23 protein-coding genes and 1 tRNA gene are annotated in these 20,790 nt (G+C 52.8%); 8 read left to right on the top strand and 16 right to left on the bottom strand.

Annotated elements, in window-relative coordinates; all coding sequences use genetic code 11:
- Positions 1-8: 8 nt before the first annotated feature.
- The 3 genes from tpiA to rimI are packed head-to-tail and all read right to left on the bottom strand — an operon-like array spanning position 9 to position 2,476.
- Positions 9-764: a triose-phosphate isomerase gene (tpiA, locus tag B5D49_RS06130; protein WP_078716775.1), complete on the bottom strand. Its 756-nt coding sequence runs from the start codon at positions 762-764 to the stop codon at positions 9-11.
- Positions 761-1,960, bottom strand: a complete 1,200-nt coding sequence (locus tag B5D49_RS06125; protein WP_078716774.1) for a phosphoglycerate kinase — start codon at positions 1,958-1,960, stop codon at positions 761-763. The genes tpiA and B5D49_RS06125 overlap by 4 nt, the downstream gene beginning before the upstream one ends.
- Before the next feature lie 39 nt (positions 1,961-1,999).
- Positions 2,000-2,476 (bottom strand): ribosomal protein S18-alanine N-acetyltransferase, encoded by a 477-nt coding sequence (gene rimI, locus B5D49_RS06120; protein ID WP_078716773.1) that lies wholly within the window; start codon positions 2,474-2,476, stop codon positions 2,000-2,002.
- Between the two features lie 85 nt (positions 2,477-2,561).
- Between rimI and B5D49_RS06115 the strand changes: the two genes are divergently transcribed.
- Entirely contained in the window at positions 2,562-3,110 is a 549-nt protein-coding gene (locus tag B5D49_RS06115) for an NUDIX hydrolase (RefSeq protein ID WP_078716772.1), read from the top strand.
- Here the strand turns inward: B5D49_RS06115 and B5D49_RS06110 are convergent.
- The 3 genes from B5D49_RS06110 to B5D49_RS15025 all read right to left on the bottom strand — a co-directional run bounded on the left by B5D49_RS06110 (position 3,107) and on the right by B5D49_RS15025 (position 5,269).
- Entirely contained in the window at positions 3,107-3,901 is a 795-nt protein-coding gene (locus B5D49_RS06110; protein WP_078716771.1) for an inositol monophosphatase family protein, read from the bottom strand. The genes B5D49_RS06115 and B5D49_RS06110 overlap by 4 nt on opposite strands.
- A gap of 93 nt (positions 3,902-3,994) precedes the next feature.
- Positions 3,995-5,023 (bottom strand): rod shape-determining protein, encoded by a 1,029-nt coding sequence (mreB, locus tag B5D49_RS06105; RefSeq protein WP_234990637.1) that lies wholly within the window; start codon positions 5,021-5,023, stop codon positions 3,995-3,997.
- A 24-nt stretch (positions 5,024-5,047) separates the two neighbouring features.
- On the bottom strand, positions 5,048-5,269 hold the full coding sequence (locus tag B5D49_RS15025; RefSeq protein WP_078716770.1) for a DUF6485 family protein: 222 nt from the start codon (positions 5,267-5,269) through the stop codon (positions 5,048-5,050).
- A 228-nt stretch (positions 5,270-5,497) separates the two neighbouring features.
- On the opposite strand from B5D49_RS15025, the gene B5D49_RS06095 reads away from it, so the two are divergent.
- Complete coding sequence (locus tag B5D49_RS06095) at positions 5,498-7,246, top strand: hypothetical protein (RefSeq protein WP_078716769.1); 1,749 nt, start codon at positions 5,498-5,500, stop codon at positions 7,244-7,246.
- A 62-nt stretch (positions 7,247-7,308) separates the two neighbouring features.
- Positions 7,309-8,403: a glycine cleavage system aminomethyltransferase GcvT gene (gene gcvT, locus B5D49_RS06090; protein ID WP_078716768.1), complete on the top strand. Its 1,095-nt coding sequence runs from the start codon at positions 7,309-7,311 to the stop codon at positions 8,401-8,403.
- Positions 8,404-8,472: 69 nt separating this feature from the next.
- Here the strand turns inward: gcvT and B5D49_RS06085 are convergent, their stop codons facing one another.
- The gene (locus tag B5D49_RS06085; RefSeq protein WP_078716767.1) at positions 8,473-9,108 is read right to left on the bottom strand and encodes a lysophospholipid acyltransferase family protein; all 636 of its coding nucleotides are present in this window, start codon (positions 9,106-9,108) and stop codon (positions 8,473-8,475) included.
- A 156-nt stretch (positions 9,109-9,264) separates the two neighbouring features.
- On the opposite strand from B5D49_RS06085, the gene yedF reads away from it, so the two are divergent.
- Positions 9,265-9,897: a sulfurtransferase-like selenium metabolism protein YedF gene (gene yedF, locus B5D49_RS06080; protein WP_078716766.1), complete on the top strand. Its 633-nt coding sequence runs from the start codon at positions 9,265-9,267 to the stop codon at positions 9,895-9,897.
- A 77-nt stretch (positions 9,898-9,974) separates the two neighbouring features.
- Positions 9,975-10,715 (top strand): pseudouridine synthase, encoded by a 741-nt coding sequence (locus B5D49_RS06075; protein ID WP_234990636.1) that lies wholly within the window; start codon positions 9,975-9,977, stop codon positions 10,713-10,715.
- 64 nt (positions 10,716-10,779) lie between these two features.
- On the opposite strand, the gene B5D49_RS06070 is transcribed toward B5D49_RS06075, so the two are convergent.
- From B5D49_RS06070 to B5D49_RS06055, 4 genes are all read right to left on the bottom strand, one after another.
- A complete protein-coding gene (locus B5D49_RS06070) occupies positions 10,780-11,463 on the bottom strand; it encodes a LolA family protein (protein WP_078716765.1) in 684 nt (227 codons plus the stop codon).
- Positions 11,464-11,553: 90 nt separating this feature from the next.
- Positions 11,554-13,788, bottom strand: a complete 2,235-nt coding sequence (locus B5D49_RS06065; protein WP_078716764.1) for a DNA translocase FtsK — start codon at positions 13,786-13,788, stop codon at positions 11,554-11,556.
- A gap of 78 nt (positions 13,789-13,866) precedes the next feature.
- Positions 13,867-14,424, bottom strand: coding sequence for an elongation factor P (efp, locus tag B5D49_RS06060; RefSeq protein ID WP_078716763.1), 558 nt, complete (start codon positions 14,422-14,424; stop codon positions 13,867-13,869).
- A 165-nt stretch (positions 14,425-14,589) separates the two neighbouring features.
- Complete coding sequence (locus B5D49_RS06055) at positions 14,590-15,051, bottom strand: type II 3-dehydroquinate dehydratase (RefSeq protein ID WP_078716762.1); 462 nt, start codon at positions 15,049-15,051, stop codon at positions 14,590-14,592.
- Positions 15,052-15,247: 196 nt separating this feature from the next.
- On the opposite strand from B5D49_RS06055, the gene yihA reads away from it, so the two are divergent.
- Positions 15,248-15,832, top strand: coding sequence for a ribosome biogenesis GTP-binding protein YihA/YsxC (gene yihA, locus B5D49_RS06050; protein ID WP_078716761.1), 585 nt, complete (start codon positions 15,248-15,250; stop codon positions 15,830-15,832).
- On the opposite strand, the gene B5D49_RS06045 is transcribed toward yihA, so the two are convergent.
- From B5D49_RS06045 to B5D49_RS15020, 3 genes are read right to left on the bottom strand one after another with little or no spacing between them, the layout of a single operon-like run.
- Positions 15,816-16,952 carry an LptF/LptG family permease gene (locus B5D49_RS06045; protein WP_078716760.1) on the bottom strand — a complete coding sequence of 379 codons (1,137 nt, stop codon included), beginning with the start codon at positions 16,950-16,952 and terminating at the stop codon, positions 15,816-15,818. The two genes, yihA and B5D49_RS06045, sit on opposite strands and share 17 nt — an antisense overlap.
- Positions 16,949-18,115, bottom strand: a complete 1,167-nt coding sequence (lptF, locus tag B5D49_RS06040; RefSeq protein ID WP_078716759.1) for an LPS export ABC transporter permease LptF — start codon at positions 18,113-18,115, stop codon at positions 16,949-16,951. The genes B5D49_RS06045 and lptF overlap by 4 nt, the downstream gene beginning before the upstream one ends.
- A 24-nt stretch (positions 18,116-18,139) precedes the next feature.
- Positions 18,140-18,469 (bottom strand): hypothetical protein, encoded by a 330-nt coding sequence (locus B5D49_RS15020; RefSeq protein ID WP_234990635.1) that lies wholly within the window; start codon positions 18,467-18,469, stop codon positions 18,140-18,142.
- 137 nt (positions 18,470-18,606) lie between these two features.
- Here B5D49_RS15020 and B5D49_RS06030 point away from each other — a divergent pair, with 137 nt between their 5' ends.
- Together B5D49_RS06030 and B5D49_RS06025 are read left to right on the top strand one after the other, a co-directional pair.
- Positions 18,607-19,401 carry an undecaprenyl-diphosphate phosphatase gene (locus B5D49_RS06030; RefSeq protein ID WP_144019202.1) on the top strand — a complete coding sequence of 265 codons (795 nt, stop codon included), beginning with the start codon at positions 18,607-18,609 and terminating at the stop codon, positions 19,399-19,401.
- An 89-nt stretch (positions 19,402-19,490) separates the two neighbouring features.
- Positions 19,491-19,567: transfer RNA gene (locus B5D49_RS06025), tRNA-Met, on the top strand.
- Positions 19,568-19,912: 345 nt separating this feature from the next.
- Here the strand turns inward: B5D49_RS06025 and B5D49_RS06020 are convergent.
- Complete coding sequence (locus tag B5D49_RS06020; RefSeq protein ID WP_078716757.1) at positions 19,913-20,257, bottom strand: YHS domain-containing protein; 345 nt, start codon at positions 20,255-20,257, stop codon at positions 19,913-19,915.
- 39 nt (positions 20,258-20,296) lie between these two features.
- Positions 20,297-20,782, bottom strand: coding sequence for a 2-amino-4-hydroxy-6-hydroxymethyldihydropteridine diphosphokinase (gene folK / locus B5D49_RS06015; RefSeq protein WP_078716756.1), 486 nt, complete (start codon positions 20,780-20,782; stop codon positions 20,297-20,299).
- Positions 20,783-20,790 lie beyond the last annotated feature (8 nt).

Here is a 20,790-nt window from a genome sequence, read left to right as displayed (position 1 = left end):
GATACAATTCAAGCGAGAACAATTTTGCTGAAGCTTTCAGCCGTCAAGCTCGCGCCTCCTACCAAGACGCCGTCCACGTTGTCAAGCGTCATTATTGCGGAAATATTGTCAGGTTTCACACTTCCGCCGTACAAGATACTGATTTCACTTGCTATTGACGGCAAAAGCTCTTCGATTTTTTTTCTGACAAATGTGTGTGTGGTTGCGATTTCATCTGGTCCGGCGACTTCTCCGGTGCCGATGGCCCAGACGGGTTCATAGGCTATGACCAATGAATCCGAAGTCAACCCCACGGGAATTTCGGCCAGTCCAGCCTCAAGTTGTTCAGACAACACTTCTTCGACGCGATCCGCGCGGCGCTCCTCAATAAGCTCACCAATGCACAGGATGACGTTCAGATTGTTGTTAAGGGCAAAGGCTGTCTTACGTCCCACGAAAGCGTTGTCCTCTCCCAGAACATGCCGACGTTCGGAATGGCCTGTGAGCACCCAACTCGCCCCTACGTCGAGGAGCATATCCGGAGAAATTTCTCCAGTGAACGCTCCTTCCGCGGCGGGGTACATGTTTTGTGCACCGGCGGCCATGCCAGGCTCATTTTGTAGAGCCTCGGCCACTCCCTTAAGCGCAGTAAAGGGAGGGAAGATCAACACTTCCCTGTTTTCCGGCAATTGGCCACGGATGTTTTGGGCCAGTTCCGAAGCGGTATCCCGGGCCTGGTTCCAGGTTTTGTACATCTTCCAGTTGGCTGCCATGAGCTGCTTCATGCGGAACACTCCTTGAGCGCCTTAAAACCGGGGAGTTCCTTGCCTTCCATAAATTCCAAAAATGCTCCCCCGCCAGTGGAAATAAAGCTGAAACGATCCTGCAGCCCGGCCAAATGAACGACAGCATCCGTGTCGCCGCCGCCAACGATGGTCTGTGCGTCTTTCAAGTCGGCCATGCATCGACACAATTCGAGAGAGCCTTGAGCGAAGGCCGGGCGTTCGAAAAGTCCCATGGGACCGTTCCAGACTACGGTACGAGCTTCACGCAGGACAGCGCAATAGTTTTGTATGGTTTGTGGGCCGGCGTCAAGGATAACGGCTTGTTCGGGAACGCTATCCACGGCACATGTGCCTGCGGCCTCGGTGTCCTGCACGTCTTGAGCGTAAACGACATCCACTGGCAAATGTATCTCAACGCCGGATGTGGAAGCCAGTTGCAGAATTTCTCGCGCTTGGTCGAGCATATCCCGCTCGGCAAGCGAATTGCCGACACTGTGTCCCTGGGCAAGCAGAAAAGTATTGGCCATAGCCCCGCCAATGACGAGATGGTCCACTTTATGAATCAGGCTGTTGAGAATGCCGAGCTTTGACGAAACCTTGGCTCCGCCGGAGACAGCCACATAGGGACGCTTCGGGGAGGCAACCGCCATCTGCAGGTAATCCCATTCTTTTTTCATCAAAAAACCGGCACCGCATTCCGCCGCGTTGGCTGGGATATCCACCACTGAAGCATTGGCTCGATGCGCAACCCCAAAGGCATCATTGATGAACACATCACAAAGGGCCGCAAGCTGTTTGCCGAAATCCCCCCGATCCTCCGGCTTTTTCCCCTGCTCTTCCGGGTGAAATCGCAGGTTTTCCAACATCAGCACCTCGCCCGCTGCAAGATTCCGTACCAATTTTTCGGTAGCTTCGCCGATGCAGTCGGGAGCAAGTCTCACTTTTCTTTCCAGCAATGCGCCCAAATGAGCCGCCACAGGAGCCAGACTCAGTTCCGGTACGACTTTTCCTTTGGGTTTTCCCAAATGAGCACAAATAACGAGTGCGGCTCCTTGATCCAAAATATGGCGCAAAGTGGGCAAAGCCGCGCGAATTCGATTGTCGTCCGTAATTTGCCCTTCGTTGAGAGGAACGTTGAAATCAACGCGGACCAAAACGGTTTTTCCCTCAAGCTCCATAGTATCGATGCATTTCATAATGGTATTTTTCCCTCCAATCGGCAAACGCAATCATTTTTAGGCGGGGGTAGTATGCCCCAAAAAGGAACATCTGAAAAGAAGCGCATCTTCCTTCGTATCGGGATAATATCGCTTTCTGACTCCGTATTGCTCGAATCCAAATTGTTGGTATAAGGCTATGGCCGGGGCATTGGACCGTTTGACGTCCAAAAATCCAGCTTCTGTTTGTCGGGCTGCGCAAAAGGAAAAGAGTTTCCGCAACAGGATTTTGGCCAATCCTTGCCTGCGGAAATCAGGATGCACCGCCAGGTTGAGTATTTCCATTTCCCCGGCAATCAGTGAAAAAGCTAAATATGCCACGAGCCGTCCATCGGTTTTGATCCCGTATATCCGGAAAGCCCCTCGCTCCAGTCCGAGCTTGTATTGGCTTTCGTTCCAATGGTATTCAAAACACCGACGTTCAAGGCGCATCAATGCTGGGATATCAAAGACGCGTAACTCTGTCGGCTTCAGTGGGTTTGTGTTGGTGTTCATGAAGCAATCCTCCAACGCGCTCGCCGAGCTTACCTTCTACAAGGGCGGTGGAACGCGTAGCAACAATAGAAACGTTCAGGACTCTATGCAATCCTCTGATTATGACTCGTTACGAGGTCAACACGGATTGGCGGAAGTCATGGACCGGGGCAACCGGTCGCTCATGGTTATGCGTGTTTCCGAAATCCATCGACAACTGCTGCCCCATCGGAGCGTTGTGGTGTTGGTCTTCCGTCAGGACGGCAAACTGTACTTACAAAAACGAAGCCACAAAAAAAATGTTTTTCCGGGACGCTGGGACATATCAACGTGTGGACATGTTCGACCCTTTGAAGGAACAGTGGACACGGCAGAACGCAAACTGGAGCATGAGTTGAACATCAGGGCCGACCGGCTCAAGTTTGTTCGGCATCTTGCGGCCACACCCGGGACCGGATTTGAATTTACTTCATTGTACGCTTTGGAGCGGGTCAACGAACAAGTGGAGCCAAATCCCCAGGAAGTCGGCGAAGGGTATTTTTACAGTGCCGAAGAAATTCAATATCTTGTGCGGGAATTTCGCGAATTGCTTACCCCCCGTCTCGTCTACCTCTGGGAAGAGGGAATTCCTTTTCCAGTCTGGGAGTCCGTTTAAGCCTCAGTGCACAAAAGGTCACTCATGGTTTCGTGCAGTAAACCATTGGTTGCCAGAATGCCGGTGTCGCCAGGGATATACTTCTCGTGGGCATCGTATTGGCTGACACGTCCGCCCGCTTCCGTTACCAGCAAAAGACCTGCTGCGGTGTCCCAAGGATGCAACGCACTTTCCCAGAAGCCGTCATACCGGCCACATGCCACATAAGCCAGATCCAATGCTGCGGCCCCGGGACGACGGACTCCGCGCGTACGCGGGAGGAATTTTTCAAGATTGTTCAGAATTTCTGGAAGGTATGTTTTGATATCATAGGGAAATCCCGTTGCCACAAGAGCTTGGGACAGTTCCGACGTAGTGGAAACGTGGATTGCCTCTCCATTGCACCAGGCACCACCGCCGTAACTGGCTGCGAATACTTCCCTCAGTAAGGGAAGATTGATCACGCCAAGCACTGGCCGCCCCTGACCCCAAAGCGCCACCGAAGTCGCGACAAAAGGCAGGCCGTGGGCAAAATTCGTTGTCCCATCGAGTGGATCAATGACCCAGGTAAGATCACCCAGGGTATTCTGTGCAGAAGACTCCTCGGCCAAGAATTTTGACTCCGGCAGCAGCTCGATCAGCCGGTGTTTGAGTTGCTCCTCCACCGCAACGTCCGTCTCTGTAACCAGATCGTTTCCGCCCTTTTTGCGAATGTCCTTTGGAAGTGTGCTGTTGCGGACAATCAACTCCCCGGCGTCCTGTACGATTGAAACGAGTTGGGGAAGCAGTGCGGCGAGATCCAGTTTTGTCACGGGGTACTCCTCAAAATGTCAAGCGTGGACACAATTCTTTTGTGGGCGTTGATCACGGCTGTGAAGACCGGGTAAGCCCCCGGTCCAACCAGGTCAGCGATCCAGGAGGACATGATCCAATGCGCCGTCCGCCTCAAGAACTTTGGCAGTACCGCGAACCACAGTGGTCAGGGGATCATTGTCACGAATTACGCTGATACCGCATTGGTTACTGATCAGGTCTTCCAGGCCGGCCAGCATGGAGCCGCCGCCGGCCAGTAAGAGACCGTTGTCGAAAATGTCTGCCGAAAGGGAAGGCGAGGTGCGTTCCAGAGCGTTTTTAACGGCCTCCACAATCGCGCTCAATGGCTCACGAATAGCTTCTCGAATGTCCGCGTCTTCCGCTGTTACGGATGAGGGGGCGCCATCCACAAGGTTTTTCCCATAAACCAGCATGGTCCGGGTTTCCTCTTGGGGGACGGCTGCGCCAACTTCGATTTTGGCTGTGTCAGCCATAATTTCGCCGATGAGAAGTTGCCGCTTATCTTGAAAATAACGTTGAATCGCTACGTTCATGGCATCCCCTGCAACGCGGACCGACTCGGCGAAGGCTATGGCGGAAAGGCTGATGACGGCCACCTCGGATGTGCCGCCCCCAATGTCTAAAACCATGCTTCCCAGTGGTTCCTGAATGGGAAGGCCCGCGCCGATGGCAGCGGCCAATGGCTCAATGATCAGATCCACTTGCCTGGCTCCACCTTCCATGCCCGCTTCGATCACGGCACGTTTTTCAACGGGCGTGACCCCCATGGGAACACAGATGACCAGCCGCGGTTTTCGCATGTTCAACTTGCGGCTTGTCTCCCGTACGAAGTGAGCGATCATTTGTCTGGCGGCGTCATAGTGGGCGATGACGCCATTGCGTATGGGCCGGAGGACTTGAATTCGTTCGGGGGCTCTGCCGATAAAGGCTTTGGCCTCGCTGCCCACGCTGATGACTTTGTCAGTATAGCTGTCGATGGCGATGACGGACGGTTCATTGGCGACAATGCCTTTTCCTGGAACAGCAAGCAGAATGTTCGCTGTTCCCAGATCCATGGCCAGACTTTGACCGCCGAAAAGAGCGGAGAGTTTTCGTATCAAGGCACCCTGCCTATATTGCTTTTTTTATTTGGAAGAAGAGGTCTTGGCGCGTCTTTGAAGAAAAAAATCAATACTGCGGTTGTATGTTTTTTCTTCCTCCGGCGTAAAATAGCAGGCCGGAAGCTCATTGCGCTGACGGTGATAGTGCAGGCACTCGCAGCACAGCCCGTGCTTTTCGCAATCATACGTACAGTTGCAATACTTTCGGTTGATCTGCGCTCGCGGACACTGATCCTGTTTTCGCATGGATTATGATACCCTTTTCTTCCTGGTTTATTGCTCACTGATGCCGGTTGCAGTATATGGAATCGTTTCGCCCTGTCAACGCGGGACGCCGCCTGTCCAGCGGGAACGACGGCACCCGGAGCAAAGGTTCCGTTCGGCCGAGCTTGTTTTTTTGATGAGAAAAGTATAACTGAAAAGGACAATGGATATTTTTTGTCAACACCCATCAAACGCTGTTGGAGGCGTTGCTTGACCAAGTGGGAAAAGGCATTCAGTGAAGATCCTGATAACCCAGCCGTTTCCGGCCATGATTCATCCGGCCCGCCTCCGCCTCGAACTCTTGAGGAGTTGAAGGCGTGCCTGGATAGAATTCATATTCGGCAATGCCTATTGCGCCCCTATGAGGAGGATGAGGACTACCCCCTTGTGGAATCACGGGAGTTGCTCCCTTCATTTGAGGTCGATCTTTTTGAGTATAAGCATCTTCCCGGTTTCAGTATGGTCGCACTGGAACGGCCGTTGAGTTCTTTTGAAGAAGTGTTTCAATATGATGTATTGCAAACAAGCCACGCCGCATCCGAGCCTCATGCTCAAACGGATCTTTCGCAATGTGAAGAGGCCAACCGCCATGCCGGGAACATTGAGACCTTATTGACACGCCTTCCACGTCGGTATCACGCTGAGTTCAATCAGGACTTCGGAAGTCTTGATCCCAGTGAACTCCATGACTATGACCGACTTTTACCTTTTCTTCTTCGCCTGGAGCGGGCGCATGTGCTTGCCCATAATGACCTCAGAGAATTTTGTCTTGCCGGTGTCTATGCCTCGCTTCCGTCGGACCTGGACTCCGAGTTGAAGCGCTTTGGTCTGAAGATCGGCAAATTCCGGACCGGCGACAATGCGCTTTATGAGTGCAACCGTGCTTTTGTTTACCAGTTTTTAATGGAACTACACGGTTTTTCCATTGTTTCGGAGCGGCGTACTTCGGCTGCGCTTTTTGCGCGGCGACTCCATCGCATGGGGGAACGGTTTCTGGTTCGCGTTCTTGGGCAGTCGGATAGAACCATCACCACATTGTGTACGCCCAAGCGCGCACGGCGTTATCCCCGCGTTGAAAAAATCGCTCTTGTGCAAGTTTCCGAAGATCAGAAGGAAATCATCAACCGCCTGGGAGAACAAGGTTTTTTCGTTGACGCTGCAAAGCGGGTCATCATTTTACGGGTCATTTACGGACAGCATCGATTCAACCCCAACAACATCCAAGAAGACCGGGCGCTTTCCGTCCAGGGCCAGGAGATCATCCACCCGCTGACGGGGCGTGTGATTGCGGACCTTAATATCATTAAGGAGCCGTCGAGCATGATTTTGCAACTCAATGACATCGTGCGCGGCGAGCACCGGGGAGCCATCACTTACGCCCGGAATGAGATTATCCGGGATCCCGACACGCATGAAAAACGGCTCAAGTTCCTCTCAAGCTGGTTGAGCAAGCATCAACGTCGTATCATAGGATATTCCGAAGATTTCTATTCCAAGTTGGTGCAGGTGCTGGATAGTTATTTGTTGATGCCCGACAATTTCGAGGCATTTGCGCAGCTCCATGCCCTGCATCAGGAGGTTTGGGCACGGTTTAGCTATATTCAGCAGACGCGTCGGATCAAGATGCTTGAAGACTTGAGCCGGAGGCGGTACAAGGGGCAACGAATCGGTTATTTGGAAATGCTTTCTCAAATTGCCGAGATACTGAATGATTTGAAGTTTGAGATCGTCAAGTATTTTGACAGGCCGGTTGTTTCTGCCTTGGAAATCGGCAAGCGCGTGCTGAACAACAAGTACCTGCGACGCACGTATGTTCAAAAACGCGACGACGAGCTCACCCGTAATGGACGGGAAATCAAAAAGTTGTACGGACGTGTTGTAACCCTGCTGGACGAGATCGCAGCTATCCGAAAATCACGGAGACAGCGGACCTCCCCAGATTTGGGCGAAATCCGCTGATTGCGGTTTTCCTTCCCGCACCGCCCCCCGACGTTCACTTTTATCCCTCACAAGGAGGCAATGTGTCCACTCCCGAGACTCTGCGCACCACCCCCCTCTCCGACTGGCACCGGGAACATGGTGCCAAAATGGCACCGTTTGCCGGATTTGATATGCCGATCCAGTATGCCGGTATTCTTGCGGAGCACAACCACACTCGCAATCAGGTCAGCATTTTCGACATCAGCCATATGGGCGAATTCCTGCTTTCCGGCAAGGGTGCCAAGGATGCCCTCAACCAGTTGGTGACCCAGGATTTGAATACACTGGCTCAGGGAAAGTGCCGGTACGGATTTTTGCTCAAGGAATCCGGTGGCGTTTTGGATGATTTGATCATTTATTGTCTTGCCGAAGACGAATACATGCTTGTGGTCAATGGTTCGTGTGAGGAGAAAGATTTTGAATGGATATCCGGGCATCTTCCCCAGGGAATTCCGCTGCAGAACATCTCCGCCAACACCGCAAAAATCGATCTGCAGGGTCCGTTGGCCCTGGATGTACTGGAAGAGGTACTGGGAGAGTCCTGGCGGCATTTGAAATATTTTAACCATACCCCCTCAAGCTGGAATGGAGCGCCTCTTCGCGTCAGCCGTACAGGCTATACCGGGGAACTGGGGTATGAGTTGTATTTGCCAGCGGAACAAGCGCTTTCCCTTTGGGAAGCTCTTGCTGCGGACAGTCGGGTTCAACCTGCAGGTCTGGGGGCGCGTGATACCTTGCGCCTGGAATGCGGCTATCCGCTCTATGGTCAGGATTTGGACGAAGAGCATACCCCTCGTGAGGCCGGATATGGGTTCCTTTTGAAAAAGGAATTGGAATTTATCGGCAAATCCGGCCTTGAGGTCGTTCGTCAACATTTGGTGCCCTTGAGCATTCAAGGTCGGCGAGCCGCACGGCACAATGACAAGCTTCTTAATGTAAACGGGGACGTTGTGGGCGTGGTGACAAGCGGCTCCTACTCCCCCACTCTGGGACACAGCATTGCCCTTGCCTGGATCGACGCCGGAAAGGAAAGCGATGTGGAATATCTGGTCGAGGGGACACGCACCAACCTGCCAGCTCAACGAACGGAGCTGCCTTTTTTCAAGGAAGGGACTGCCCGGAAAAAAGTGGACTAGCCTTGAGAAAGCGGGCCAGATGGTCTGCCAGTGATCAAAAGGCGGCCTTGGAGGTCGCCTTTTTTGTTATTATTCAAGTCGTTCCAGTGCAATACGGATGCGTTCCCTTTCCTTTGCCAAAACATCGTCTTTGAGCTTTTCGCTGCTGATGACTAAAGGAGTACCCACGCGGATTCGGCAACGGGCCAGGGGGACCGGCATCTCAAATTTGTCCCAGGACTTGTTGAAGACGATTTTCTTTGCGGGTAATGCGCGAACCGGAAAAACCAGTGCGTTGCTTCGCTGCCCCATGAACACTACGCCATCCTTCACTTCATGGCGCGGACCGCGTGGGCCGTCCACTGTAAAGACGCCGATTCGTCCATGACGCTCCACCTCTCGGGACATGCGCAGTAAGGCTTTCAATCCCCCACGGCTGCTGGACCCTCTGCATACCGTGAGGCCCAACCGCTCTACCATGCGGGCAATGATTTCCCCATCCCGGCTTTGACTGACCATTACCGTATAGTTGTCGCCGGACCGATACCCGTACCCGGCCACCCCGACCAACTCGTTGTGCCAAAGAGCTACGACAACAGGCCGTCCTTCCTTGTGCGCCTTGGAGATGGCCTTCCACTCTTGATTATCTCGATAGCGAATCAGCCGTGTCCACACCCGAAAAAGGAGGCTCAAGGGCGTCGTTACCAGTGCCGGATTGATCTTCATTGCTGACTAGTTCTCCCTGGCGGTTTGTACGTACTACATCATGGAAAGGCAAGGTTTCAGCCATTGAGACAGACAATCGCTTGTCGTATGTTGCATTGAGATGAACGATTTGACCGGGTTTTATCTCTGTGGTCCTTTCATTGTGGAGGAATTGTCATGGATGAAAAATTGCTTGAATGTCAGGGACTGCCCTGCCCTCAGCCGGTGCTCAAGGCGAAACGATGCCTTGAAGCCGATGCCCCCGCACGTATCGTCGTGTTGGTGGACAATGACCCGGCCCGGGAAAATGTATCCCGCTTTTTGACTGGTAAGGGCTATACCATCAGTGCCGAACGCCGCGGCAACGACTGGGCTGTTGTCGGAGTGGCTGCACAGGATGACGCGGCCACTTCCGTGGAACAGGAGTGTCCAGTTTGTCAGGTCATGACCGATGAGGAGTTGCAGTCGTTTTCTGCTCGTACCGTGGTGTTCATCACCAGCAGTAGCCTTGGTGTGGGGGACGATGAACTGGGGTCAAAATTGATGCTGAACTTTCTTTCCACCTTGCCGGAATTGGGGAGTTCTCTTTGGCGCCTTGTCCTTGTGAACGGCGGAGTCAAGCTCGCCTGTGATGGTAATCCCTGCTTAGGAAAAATCCAGGAGCTGGCTGCTGCCGGTGTCGGGGTGCTTGTATGCGGCACCTGCCTGGACCATTTTGATTTGTTGGCACAAAAGAAGATTGGGGAAACAACCAACATGCTTGATGTGGTTACCAGTCTTCAGCTTGCCACCAAGGTCATCAATGTTTAGGTTGCGGCTACGCGGCTCCACAGCTTTGTGAACACGTCGCGTGTTTCAAGCAACCTATGGTGGCCGTGATGGAGCCTATGAACGACAACAAACCGATACGACTGAATAAGTTTCTTTCGCAATGTGGCATTGCCTCCCGGCGTGGGGCCGATGCGCTCATTGAGTCCGGCAAGGTACGGGTGAATGGCACCCCTGCACAGCCCGGGCAAAAAATCATGATGGACCTGGACAAGGTCACGGTAGACGGCAAGCCCGTTCACCCCCGGCAAGAACAGGTTACTTTGATTTTGCATAAGCCTGTGCGGGTGGTCACCACATTGCACGATCCGCAACAACGGACCACGGTACTTGATTTACTTCCTGCATATTTACGGCAGGTTCGGCCTGTTCCGGTCGGGCGTTTGGATTTCTTTTCCGAGGGGCTGCTGCTGATGACGACGGATGGCGAACTCTGCAACCGATTGACCCATCCGCGGCATCATTTGGCCAAGCATTACGACGTTACGATTCGTGGCGCTGTTTCGGAAGCTGCATTGCAGACCATGCGGCAGGGAATGCGCCTTTCTGAGGGAGAAATGCTGGCCCCTGTCGGCGTAAAGGCCAAACCTTTACCACACGGGGATACCCGGCTTGAGTTACGATTGTCCCAAGGTGTCAACCGTCAGATTCGGCGGATGTGCCGCGATCTTGACCTCACGCTACTTCGGCTTCGACGGGTGGCCCAAGGACCAATTCATTTAGGATCACTTGACGTTGGGAAATGGCGGGAACTGTCTTCGCAGGAACTTGCCAAGCTTCGGGCCGCTGTTGCGCTTTGAGCTTGTCACGATAAAAGAAAAAAGCGCGTTTTAATTGGAACGCGCTTTTTTTTCACCGTACCGCTTATTGCATGCTTTCGTTGACAACGGCTCCCTCTGGCGGTGTGAACGTGAACAAGTTTGCATCCAGGTCCACATCAACGGTTAGATTTTCAAGGTGGATTTCATTTCCGTTGCCCTGAAAATCCACGGTCATGATTCGACGGAGAATAAAGGTTTCCGGCTCCACTCCAATATAAGCGAAGAGCATACCGGGTTCAGGCTCATGCGGAACCAATCGAAAAAGCATCAACCCGGAGTCGGCCCAATGTTCGGCAAGTTTTTCTTGTCCATCCCAGACGCCTTCAACACGGAAATCCTCCACGAGATTGGCGCTGCCCGTCAAAAACCGCATCAACGTACGGGAATTTAGCAATTGCTCAACCGGCATTTGGTTGACCGTGTTCAGCTCGTGCAGATAGTCCCATACGGCATCCTCTGTGACCACGATGGTTTCCATGGCCTCTTCGGGTTCACGCGTTTCCCACCGGACCAGTGCTGGCCGCTGAAACCAAATACGTCCTTTGGTTTCGGTGGTTGTGCCTATGGCGGCGCGTGTAAGGCGTTGGGTAAAATCGGCCTCAAAGGATTGAATCGTTTCATACCGTTGCTGAATTTTGTCGGCGACTTCAGTGGTGTCTTCCGCCCCGGCGGGCAACTGCAACATGAAAATCAGAAAAAAAATCGTCAACCATTGAATAAAGCGCATGCCGATCCTCCAAAAGGATATTGGGAGACAGGCGTGGTCTTGCTCTCAGGGAGCTTTGCCTGTCGGGTATTGCGATGATTATTACCGGCGCTATTTGGCACGGATTACGGTTCTGGGCTTACTGCCTTCCTGCGGCCCAAGCAGCCCGTCTTGTTCCATTTGCTCTATAAATCTGGCGGCCCGGTTGAATCCGATGCGGAACCGACGTTGAATCAAGGAGATGGAAGCCTTGCCTTGGCTAAGGACAAATTCTACAGCCTCATCATATACCGGGTCGTCATTGGTTCCGGTGTTGTTGCCGCCCGAGCCGTTCTCCGAAGACTGCCATTCGGTAAAATCCAAATCAAAACGCTGTTCACATTGTTTTTTCCAATGCGCAACCACGGAAACGATCTCCGCATCGTCTACATACGCGGCGTGCAAGCGCTGCATCCCCGCGCCGCTGGGTTTAAACAGCATATCTCCCAATCCCAGCAGACGTTCTGCGCCGACGGCGTCCAGAATGGTGCGGGAGTCATGACGAGAGGATACCTGGAAGGAAATTCTGGTCGGAAAGTTGGCTTTGATCAATCCGGTCACCACATCAACACTGGGACGCTGTGTGGCGAGAATCAGATGAATTCCCGCGGCTCGGGCCAGCTGCGCCAGTCGGACGATGGACGTTTCCACTTCCTTTGCTGCGGTAAGCATCAGGTCCGCCAACTCATCAATGATGATGACGAGAAACGGCATGGGTTCCAGATCCTGCTGTTCCGGTGGCAGGTCGTCCCCTTGTCTGGCAAGGCACTGATTGTAGGATTCGATATTGCGGACACCGACGCGGGCCATATTTTCGTACCGCCGATCCATCTCCTGGACTGCCCATTCCAGCGCATTTTTCGCCAGGGCCATGTCTGTCACCACAGGATGCACCAAGTGAGGCAAGTCTGCGTAGACAGCCAGTTCAATTCTTTTGGGATCCACCAACAGCAGCTTGAGCCGCTGCGGGTCGGCTTTGTAGAGCATGCTTAACAAAATCCCGTTGAGAAAGACGCTCTTTCCTTTTCCTGTGGCTCCCGCGACGAGAAGGTGCGGCATGCGGGTCAAGTCCGCCACTGTGGGCCGTCCATGGATATCTTTTCCCAGAGCAAGGCTTAGCAGGGACCGGCCTTGTGTGAACGAACGTGATTCAAGCATTTCGCGCAGGAAAACTGTTTGACGCATGGTGTTTGGAATTTCCACGCCCACGCTGTCTTTTCCCGGGATAGGAGCCTCGATACGGACGGACATGGCCTTGAGCGCCAGGGCGATGTCGTCAGAAAGTGCGGCGATGCGGCTGACCTTCACACCGGGGGCCGGCTTGAACTCAAACATCGTCACGACAGGACCGGGGACTACCTTCTGAATTTCACCTTGAACACCGAAATCGGAGAGGCAGGCTTGCAAGCGGTCGGCCTGGGCCGCCAACTCCTGTGGAGATTCCTTGGGCTGCTTGGCGTTCGGCTCACTGAGGAGCGTCGTTGCCGGAAGAGTTCCGCGTTGTCGTGAGTGGGAAGATCGGTTTCCTTTGGTGCCTGCTTTTGACGATTGGGGAGCGGGCCGTTCCTGGAACGGCTCCAGCACCAAGTCTTCACGCACCGGTTGGGGCGGCTCTGGAAACGCCACGTCGTTCCCTTGCTTTTTGGGGGCGCGCTGTCTTTCTTCACGCACAAATTTCCGACGCGCAGCAGCTTTACGATGTTGCTCATGCCATGCCTGCCAAATGTTGTTCAGGGCTGTCGTGACGCGTTTTCCTATCCTCCGCCAACTGAAGCCGATCAGCAAATGAGCGCCTACCAACGTGAGAAACAGCCAAATCAAGAAACTGCCCCAGCTTCGGCAATAGGGGACGACCAAGGCATTAAGCCCCCTCCCCAGCCAGCCTCCGCTTATGATGGCATAGGAATGTTCCGGATCCGGTGCCAACCACGGATGTTGCATCCAAGCCGTGAGTAGAACAAACAAAAGCAGCGTGCCTGACCATTGCCGAGGCGTGAGTCGAATTCGGCGGACAAAGCGGGACAACCCAAGATACAGGAACAGCACGGGCCACAGAGTCGCACCAAGGCCAAAAAAATTGACCAGCAACCCTGAAGCATAGGCACCGACCGCACCTGCGAGGTTGTTGATGGTTGGAACGGCTACGGACTGATTGAATGTCGGGTCGGCAGAATCAAAAGAAAAGACGCTGAGAAAAAGAAAGGCCGCCAAAAAGATGAAGGCCAGCCCAGCCAGTTCTGGCGTAAGGTTTTTGGCTTCTTCCGCAGCCGGAGTTTTGGTCGTCTTTTTCGCGGATTTTTTGGCCAAACCCTTCTCCCATACCGTACATTGGGGCCAAGATGATGCTTCTTGACCCCAATATTTGTATTTATCTAAAATTATGAACTATTCTCGACCAATGTATTCGCTGCTCCGGGTGTCCACCTTGATGGAATCACCCGTATTGATGAACAGGGGAACATTGATCTTTTTTCCCGTTTCAAGGATGGCTGGCTTTGTGGCACCGCTGACGCGGTCTCCCTGGATGCCTGGCTCGGTTTCAGCCACGGTGAGCACCACGGAAGCAGGCAATTCCACGCCGATGAGCCGACCTTGGTACAACAACGTCTTGACGGTATCCCCTTCCTTGATGAACCCGCCTTCATCGCCCAGGGCTTCAGCCTGCACGTTCATTTGTTCATAGGACTCCAGGTCCATGAATACAAAATCCTCACCATCCTTATAAAGATATTGCATATCCTGAGAAACCAGATCAGGCTTGGCGACTTTTTCACCGGAACGGAACGTATTGTCCAGCATCTGGCCCGTAATCATCTGACGGAGTTTGGTGCGGACCATAGCGCCGCCTTTGCCGGGCTTGAAGTGCTGAAACTCAACAATTTCAAAGGGCTTGCCGTCAATTTCAATTTTCAGGCCGACGCGAAAGTCCTTAGTGGAATACATGGTGTTACTTCCTTCTTCATTGCAATTACCGGCTTACGCCGCATATAAAATATCCATTGCCTTCTATATGGCGACGATCCGAGATGCTCATTAGAACGTGTCGTTGTTGCTACACAGCATCATCCGTCAGCCCGAAGAAGGGGCGGATCGTCAGGGATGCCTCGGTCATGCCTTGTCCAATCGTTGGACCAGCGCCGCGACAGCCATGGCATAACCGAGAATGCCAAATCCGGCAATAACTCCCACGGCCTGCCTTCCCAACAGGCTTTGTTGTCGCAGGGGCTGATCGGTTCTGGCCCAGATATTGGATAAATGGACCTCCACGCAAGGGATTTGAATCCAGGCAAGGCAATCCGCAATCGCCAAGCTGGTATGGGTGTAGGCACCAGCATTGAAGACGACGCCGTCCACTCCTTGAGCGCGAGCTAACTCCAAACGGTCAATGAGGGCTCCCTCGGAGTTATGCTGATCAAATTCCAACCCAACTCTGTCGGCGTTTGCTCCCAAGAGATCCTTCACAAGGTTGGGGACAGCATCCATGCCTTGCGATCCGTATATTTCGGGTTGCCGCTCCCCCAAGTGTCCCAAATTCGGTCCATTGAGAACCAACATAGTATAGTGTTGCATGCTGTAGATTTCTCCCGGAATTATCTGGCAGACACCGTTGTTGCGTTGTGATCATGAAAAGATCACGTTTCATTATATCTCAGCAAACCCCATTATGCCAACCTTGACGCGGCAAGGCAAAGGAGGCAACACAGGCCGTATATCGCCTCTGTCCTTTGGAACCCGACCACCTGCAAGATTGCATGGGAAGCAAATTATGAACCATTCTTTGGAACTCGTAAAAACAATTTTTGAAATAAATCAACTGGAACCGATGGAAGCACCGCAAGTTGCGCTGGCTGGTCGGTCAAATGTTGGCAAATCTTCGCTCGTCAACTGCCTTGCCGGAAGAAAAGCCCTCGCACGCATCAGCTCCACACCGGGAAAGACCCGAAGCCTGAATTTTTATCTGGTCCACCCGGAACAGTTCTATTTGGTTGATTTGCCCGGATACGGATACGCAAGAACGTCCAAAACAGAACGTGCCAAGTGGGGACGGCTCATCGAAAGCTATATTCGCGACTCGCAACATCTGTGTGCCGTTGCCGTGTTGCTGGATGGACGATTGCCACCACAAAAAATTGATTTGGAACTCATCGCCTACCTCAAGGCAGCATCCATTCGGCTGATTCCTGTTCTGACCAAGGTCGATAAATGCAAACAAAAAGATTTGGCCAAACGCGGCAATGAATGGAAAGAGCTGCTTGGTTCGAATATCCCGGTTCATTTTTCCAGCAAAACGGGACGGGGGCGGGAAAAACTCTGGAATCGGCTTGTGGAAGCCGTTATTCCAAATCCCTGACCGGTGGTGCCAGATACCGAAATGGAGCACTTACCACACGCTCCACCAAAGGGGATCCAACGTAAAGAAGCCGAAAAAGGGAAAGCGTTCCAAAGACCGCATTGCCGACCCATGCACCGATGAGCGGGGGTACTACGCCTTGCTGCCCTGCGGCCACCCCCACCATGTGCAGGCCGTATTGCGCGAAAATAAGGGCTAATCCCAAGCCGACCCCCAAATACATATTTTCCGTGCAGGAATTTAGGGCCAGGGCCATAAGTGCCATACAGGCGATAGTAAACGCATAGGATATTTTGGCGTGCCAAATGGTGCGCAGCCGCTCTACATTTGACCCGGAAGCCTCAAGATCCTTGATGGCTTTCCCTAGAGCGAGCAAAGGCAATTTCTCACGTCCCGAAGCTTCATTGACCGCAGCAAGCGCCTTAACGTCCTGCATCACGGGCAAAAGCATACTTCGTCTTGTATCCGACGAAAAACTTTGTGTGTCCAGGATCACAGGATAAAAGACACGCCATCCGAATTCTTCGACCTTGACCCGCTCCGCATTGAGCACGCGGATCATCTTGCGACTATCCAGGTCAAACTCATAGACGGTGACGTTTTTTGCGGACATCTTTCCTGGAGCGATTTCTTCGCTATGAACGATGAACTCTCCACTACGGAACCAGATATCCCGCATGACCAGTTCATCCAATTGCTTTTTCCGCACGTCTTCTTTCCAAATTCGTCGGGATTGGTTTTCCCCCCACGCGCCCACGAATTGTGAAAAGCTGAGTTGAACGAGGCTCAACAGCACGGCATAGATGAAAAAAAAGCGTACGAGTCGTCCGAACGAGCAACCCCCAGCCCGTAAAGCCAGCATCTCCCGACTGCGGGCCAGCAGGCCAAGTTGAATGATAAAGGAAAGAAAAAAGACTGCGGGTAAAATTTGGGAGATGATGAGAGGAAGCTTGTATCCGTAATAGGCAGCCACCGTGGAGACGCCTAAACCGGCGTCCACAAAATCGTCCAGGCGATCAAACATGTCCGCTAAGAGATACACCCCGATACCGATGCTCAGGCACACTCCAAGCAAAAAAAGGTTTTGGCGCACAAGATAACCGCGCAGGATTCCGATCATGAATTGGTTCCCCCGAAACGCCAACGCGGAAGCCGTAGCGAAATTCTCGGCACCCTTTCCTCGGCGGAAAGGAAAAGACCCATTCCAAATATTAACAAGAACAGTATGTTGGGCACCCAAAGGCCGATGCGAGGATCAAGCACCCCAGTTTCTCCAAGACTTACGCCGAAAGAGAACATCGTATAGTAAACAATGAAAAGTCCCAATGAGAGCATAAGTCCCCAATGTTGCCGCAGTCCTTGAAAAGCGCAGGCAATGGGCATGGCGAAGAGGGCCAGCACAAAACACCCCGCAGGCAATGCAAAGCGTTTTACCAACTCCACATCGACCTTGTTTGCCGTGGTATCCACGCGTTCCAAGGCCTCAGGATCTTCTTGCAGTAAACGTAATTCCGCCACGGAAAGTTCGCTGGCCTTCCGCTCCCCCGGATCGTACCCGCCGCCGAAGAGTTCCGCCAGAGGTAAACGTATCACATACGTCCCAAACCGCAGCACATCGAGACGAGTTCCTTCTCGACGATAAATACGGCCCCGGTCAAAAGTGATCAGGAGGTCTCCCTGCGTGACATCAGTGACCACCTTGGCCCGCTCCGAGACAATATTCACGGTGATATTTTTTTGTCGTTTGTCTTGTACGAACACGAATTCCATCACTCCGGACTGCTCATCCACCTTATGGGCGTAGAGTGTGAGTCCGGAAAGATCCTGGTTAAATATCCCGGCTTGGAGAGCCAACCTGGTTTGAGAACTCACCAAGTTCATCAAGGTGCTCTTGAAATGATTCATCCCCCAGGAGATGCCGTGGTGCGAAATAAACAGCGCGCCCGCACTGCAAAGCAGCGCAAAAATCAAGGGGGCGGGAAGCATTCGATATAAGCTCACACCACTGGCCTTGAGAGCGACCATTTCGCGATCCGTACTCATACGCAGAAAAGTCAAAAAGACGGACAGCATGCTCGCAATGGGCATGATCATGAGCAAAATGGTGGGGACCAAGAAAAAAAACAGTGTGAGCAGATCCATACCGCCCACGTTTTGCGCCAGCAGGACATCGCGCAACTGGAGCATTCGCCCGAGCAGGATGATACCCAGCAGGCAGCCCAGCGAAAGGGCAAAGAGGTGCAGCAGTTCCTTGAGGATCTGTCGATGGACGAGCTTGAGCAAGCCGTTCTACCTGTATACGACCGGTCAGTCTTGCGTTTCGGAATAAAACCGCTGGAGGAATGCGCAATCGTTCGGGCCGAGATTAAAACGCATTGACGCCTCTTCAAGCAGTTTAGGAAGAGGCGTGTCCGTGTCACGGCGCTGTTCGTCGATCCAGGCCATGGCTTTTTTGCACTGCGCGCTTTGAGACATGACGGTACTCATGATTGGAGCCTCCCCCCCGGTTTCGAAAGGTTCAGTCCGGGGTTTTTGAAGATTGTCACCGAAAAGGCTCGGCAACGCGACATTCAAAATGTATACAATAAAGTCGTGTTCAAGGAAATCGCTCCGCTCAGCGCCAGCTTTGCCGGGCAACACCAATGTCCTCGTTTTTCACGGACCTTTGCGGGTGGTTAGGAAGTACACCACCTTCCTTTGCCTTGCAACTTTCGCCTTGTCGGGATACCCCGGCTCAGTTGACGCGGCGGTTCTTCAGAGAAAGGAGTTTTGTTTTGGATCAATGGATTGTGGCCGCGATATTGGGTGTTGTGGAAGGGCTGACCGAATTTTTGCCGATCTCCAGCACTGGACATCTCATCATCGCCGGACACGTTCTGTCATTTACCGGGCTAAAGGCCGAAACATTTCAAATCGTAATCCAATTGGGGGCCATACTGGCGGTACTTTTGCTGTATTGGTCTCGGTTCATCGGCCTGCTCCGCCCTACCTGCCCCGAAGGATTGTCCGGCGTACGAGGGCTGTGGCTTTTGTTTCTCACCAGTTTGCCAGCGTCGATCGTTGGGCTTTTGGCACACTCTTACATCAAGGAGCAGCTTTTCAAACCTGTTCCCGTGGCTCTTGCCCTTCTGGTGGGTGCCGTGTGCATTTTCATTGTGGAAGCCTTACCGCGTCGGGAGGTTGTCCGAAACCTTGACACCATTACACCAAAGATTGCTCTTGGGATCGGCTTCTGCCAATGCTTGGCTCTTTGGCCGGGGTTTTCGCGTTCAGCTTCCACGATCATGGGTGGAATGCTCTTGGGAGTGGAACGCAAAACATCGGCGGAATATTCGTTCATTGCTGCGGTTCCGATCATGTTTGCTGCCACTGGGTATGATTTTTTAAAAAATTACCAACTGTTTGGGCCAAGCGATCTCGTCTTCCTGGCAATCGGCTTCATCGTAAGCTTTTTGTCCGCCTGGGTAGCGATTCGAGGTTTTATTTTTCTGTTGGGCCGATTGACGCTCCGTTCGTTCGCCTTGTATCGCATAGCCCTTGCTTGCTTGGTTTTATGGTTTTTTTTCTAAATCGGAAAAAAATGTCTTTTTCCCCTTGCAAACGAAAAAGAGAGGGGATATACAGCGGTTCCGCTTCGGGGGGAAAGCCCTGAACGCATGGCGAGGTAGCTCAGTTGGTTAGAGCATGCGGCTCATATCCGCAGCGTCGGGGGTTCAAGTCCCTCCCTCGCTACCAAGACTTCAAAGCCCCGTTGGACATTGGTTCAACGGGGCTTTTTCGTGGCGGTATTGTCCGAATTGGTAAGTCATCAAAGGTGGCTGGTCCTAAAACATTCCCTCCCTCGGAAAACGTGTACGGTGAAGCGCTTTGCGCGGCCTGGACCGGGCATCCCTACAATATTACGCATTGTTCCGAAGAACCAATCGTAACCAATAGGATAAATAACGACATCCTTCCGCTGTTTTCTTCCATGGAACAAAGCATCTGAATTAAGCGGCTTGTTGGTCTGAAAAGGTTACTACTCAAAAAAAGCGCGGAGAAGGCTCCCCGCGCTTTTTTCATTTTTTGAATCCTGATCCGTTATTGTTTCGAACCGGATGCGTCCGAAGACGCGTCAGAATCGTCTGCAACGGATTTTGAATCGGCCGAGGCCTGTTCTTCCGCTGATTCGCCCCCTTCAAGGCGTTTGAGGAATTTGTCCCGGCATTCGTATGAACAAAAAAAATGGACTTGGTCGCCCTGGCGTACGCGGATTTGACCGTTCCTGTCCACATAGGCACCGCAAATGGGATCCTTGACAAGATCGCCCGAGGCCTTGAGCCGTTCCTCCTCTTTGCGCTGCCGTTCCACTTTCTTCTTTTTATCGCCTTTGAGCAGCAGGTAAATGATACCAATGGCAATAGCGATGAACAGGAACCGGGACATGTCCGCCCTCCTCTACTTGTATGGTGGCGTAGGGACTTGTTACTGAGAAATCTTGCCGCCCTTGAGTTCATACGTAAGCTGATTCAATGCGTCTACGGCTTTGATTCCATTGGGCAGAACCAGATTAGGTGCAATTTCCGTCAGCGGAACAAGCACAAAAGCCCGCTCCAGCATCCGAGGATGGGGGATATCCAAGAAGCCCGTGGTCTGCTCCAGGTCGCCGAATAGCAGCACATCCAGATCAATGATGCGCGGTCCGCCCGGTTCTCCCCGCTCGCGGTGCATTTGATCCTCAATGGCCATGAGTGCGGACAGGAATCCTTCCGGAGACCAGATTTCCGAATCTACACGATACCACGCAACCTGGTTCAGGAACCATGGCTGTTCCTGCACCGGTCCTTGCGGCTTGGTGAAGTACGTCGAAGACATGGCCTGCAGCGTAATGTCTTCGCCATACGCTTCCATACGAGCCAACGCCTGATTGAGATTGTCCTCCAGGTCGCCCAGATTGGTCCCCAGGCTCACGAAGACAT

Source organism: Paucidesulfovibrio gracilis DSM 16080 (genome assembly GCF_900167125.1).
Taxonomy (GTDB): domain Bacteria; phylum Desulfobacterota; class Desulfovibrionia; order Desulfovibrionales; family Desulfovibrionaceae; genus Paucidesulfovibrio; species Paucidesulfovibrio gracilis.
This window is presented reverse-complemented; position numbering and strand designations above follow the sequence as displayed.

Bases quoted from the DNA above. Each gene is read 5' to 3' on its own strand.
- yedF (WP_078716766.1), top strand. From the start codon at position 9,265: ATGGATGAAAAATTGCTTGAATGTCAGGGACTGCCCTGCCCTCAGCCG.
- rimI (WP_078716773.1), bottom strand. From the start codon at position 2,476: ATGAACACCAACACAAACCCACTGAAGCCGACAGAGTTACGCGTCTTT.
- B5D49_RS06115 (WP_078716772.1), top strand. From the start codon at position 2,562: ATGCAATCCTCTGATTATGACTCGTTACGAGGTCAACACGGATTGGCG.
- B5D49_RS06125 (WP_078716774.1), bottom strand. From the start codon at position 1,960: ATGAAATGCATCGATACTATGGAGCTTGAGGGAAAAACCGTTTTGGTC.
- B5D49_RS15025 (WP_078716770.1), bottom strand. From the start codon at position 5,269: ATGCGAAAACAGGATCAGTGTCCGCGAGCGCAGATCAACCGAAAGTAT.
- efp (WP_078716763.1), bottom strand. From the start codon at position 14,424: ATGTATTCCACTAAGGACTTTCGCGTCGGCCTGAAAATTGAAATTGAC.
- tpiA (WP_078716775.1), bottom strand. From the start codon at position 764: ATGAAGCAGCTCATGGCAGCCAACTGGAAGATGTACAAAACCTGGAAC.
- B5D49_RS06020 (WP_078716757.1), bottom strand. From the start codon at position 20,257: ATGTCCCGGTTCCTGTTCATCGCTATTGCCATTGGTATCATTTACCTG.
- B5D49_RS06075 (WP_234990636.1), top strand. From the start codon at position 9,975: ATGAACGACAACAAACCGATACGACTGAATAAGTTTCTTTCGCAATGT.
- B5D49_RS06085 (WP_078716767.1), bottom strand. From the start codon at position 9,108: ATGAAGATCAATCCGGCACTGGTAACGACGCCCTTGAGCCTCCTTTTT.
- yihA (WP_078716761.1), top strand. From the start codon at position 15,248: ATGAACCATTCTTTGGAACTCGTAAAAACAATTTTTGAAATAAATCAA.
- B5D49_RS06070 (WP_078716765.1), bottom strand. From the start codon at position 11,463: ATGCGCTTTATTCAATGGTTGACGATTTTTTTTCTGATTTTCATGTTG.
- B5D49_RS06045 (WP_078716760.1), bottom strand. From the start codon at position 16,952: ATGATCGGAATCCTGCGCGGTTATCTTGTGCGCCAAAACCTTTTTTTG.
- B5D49_RS06055 (WP_078716762.1), bottom strand. From the start codon at position 15,051: ATGCAACACTATACTATGTTGGTTCTCAATGGACCGAATTTGGGACAC.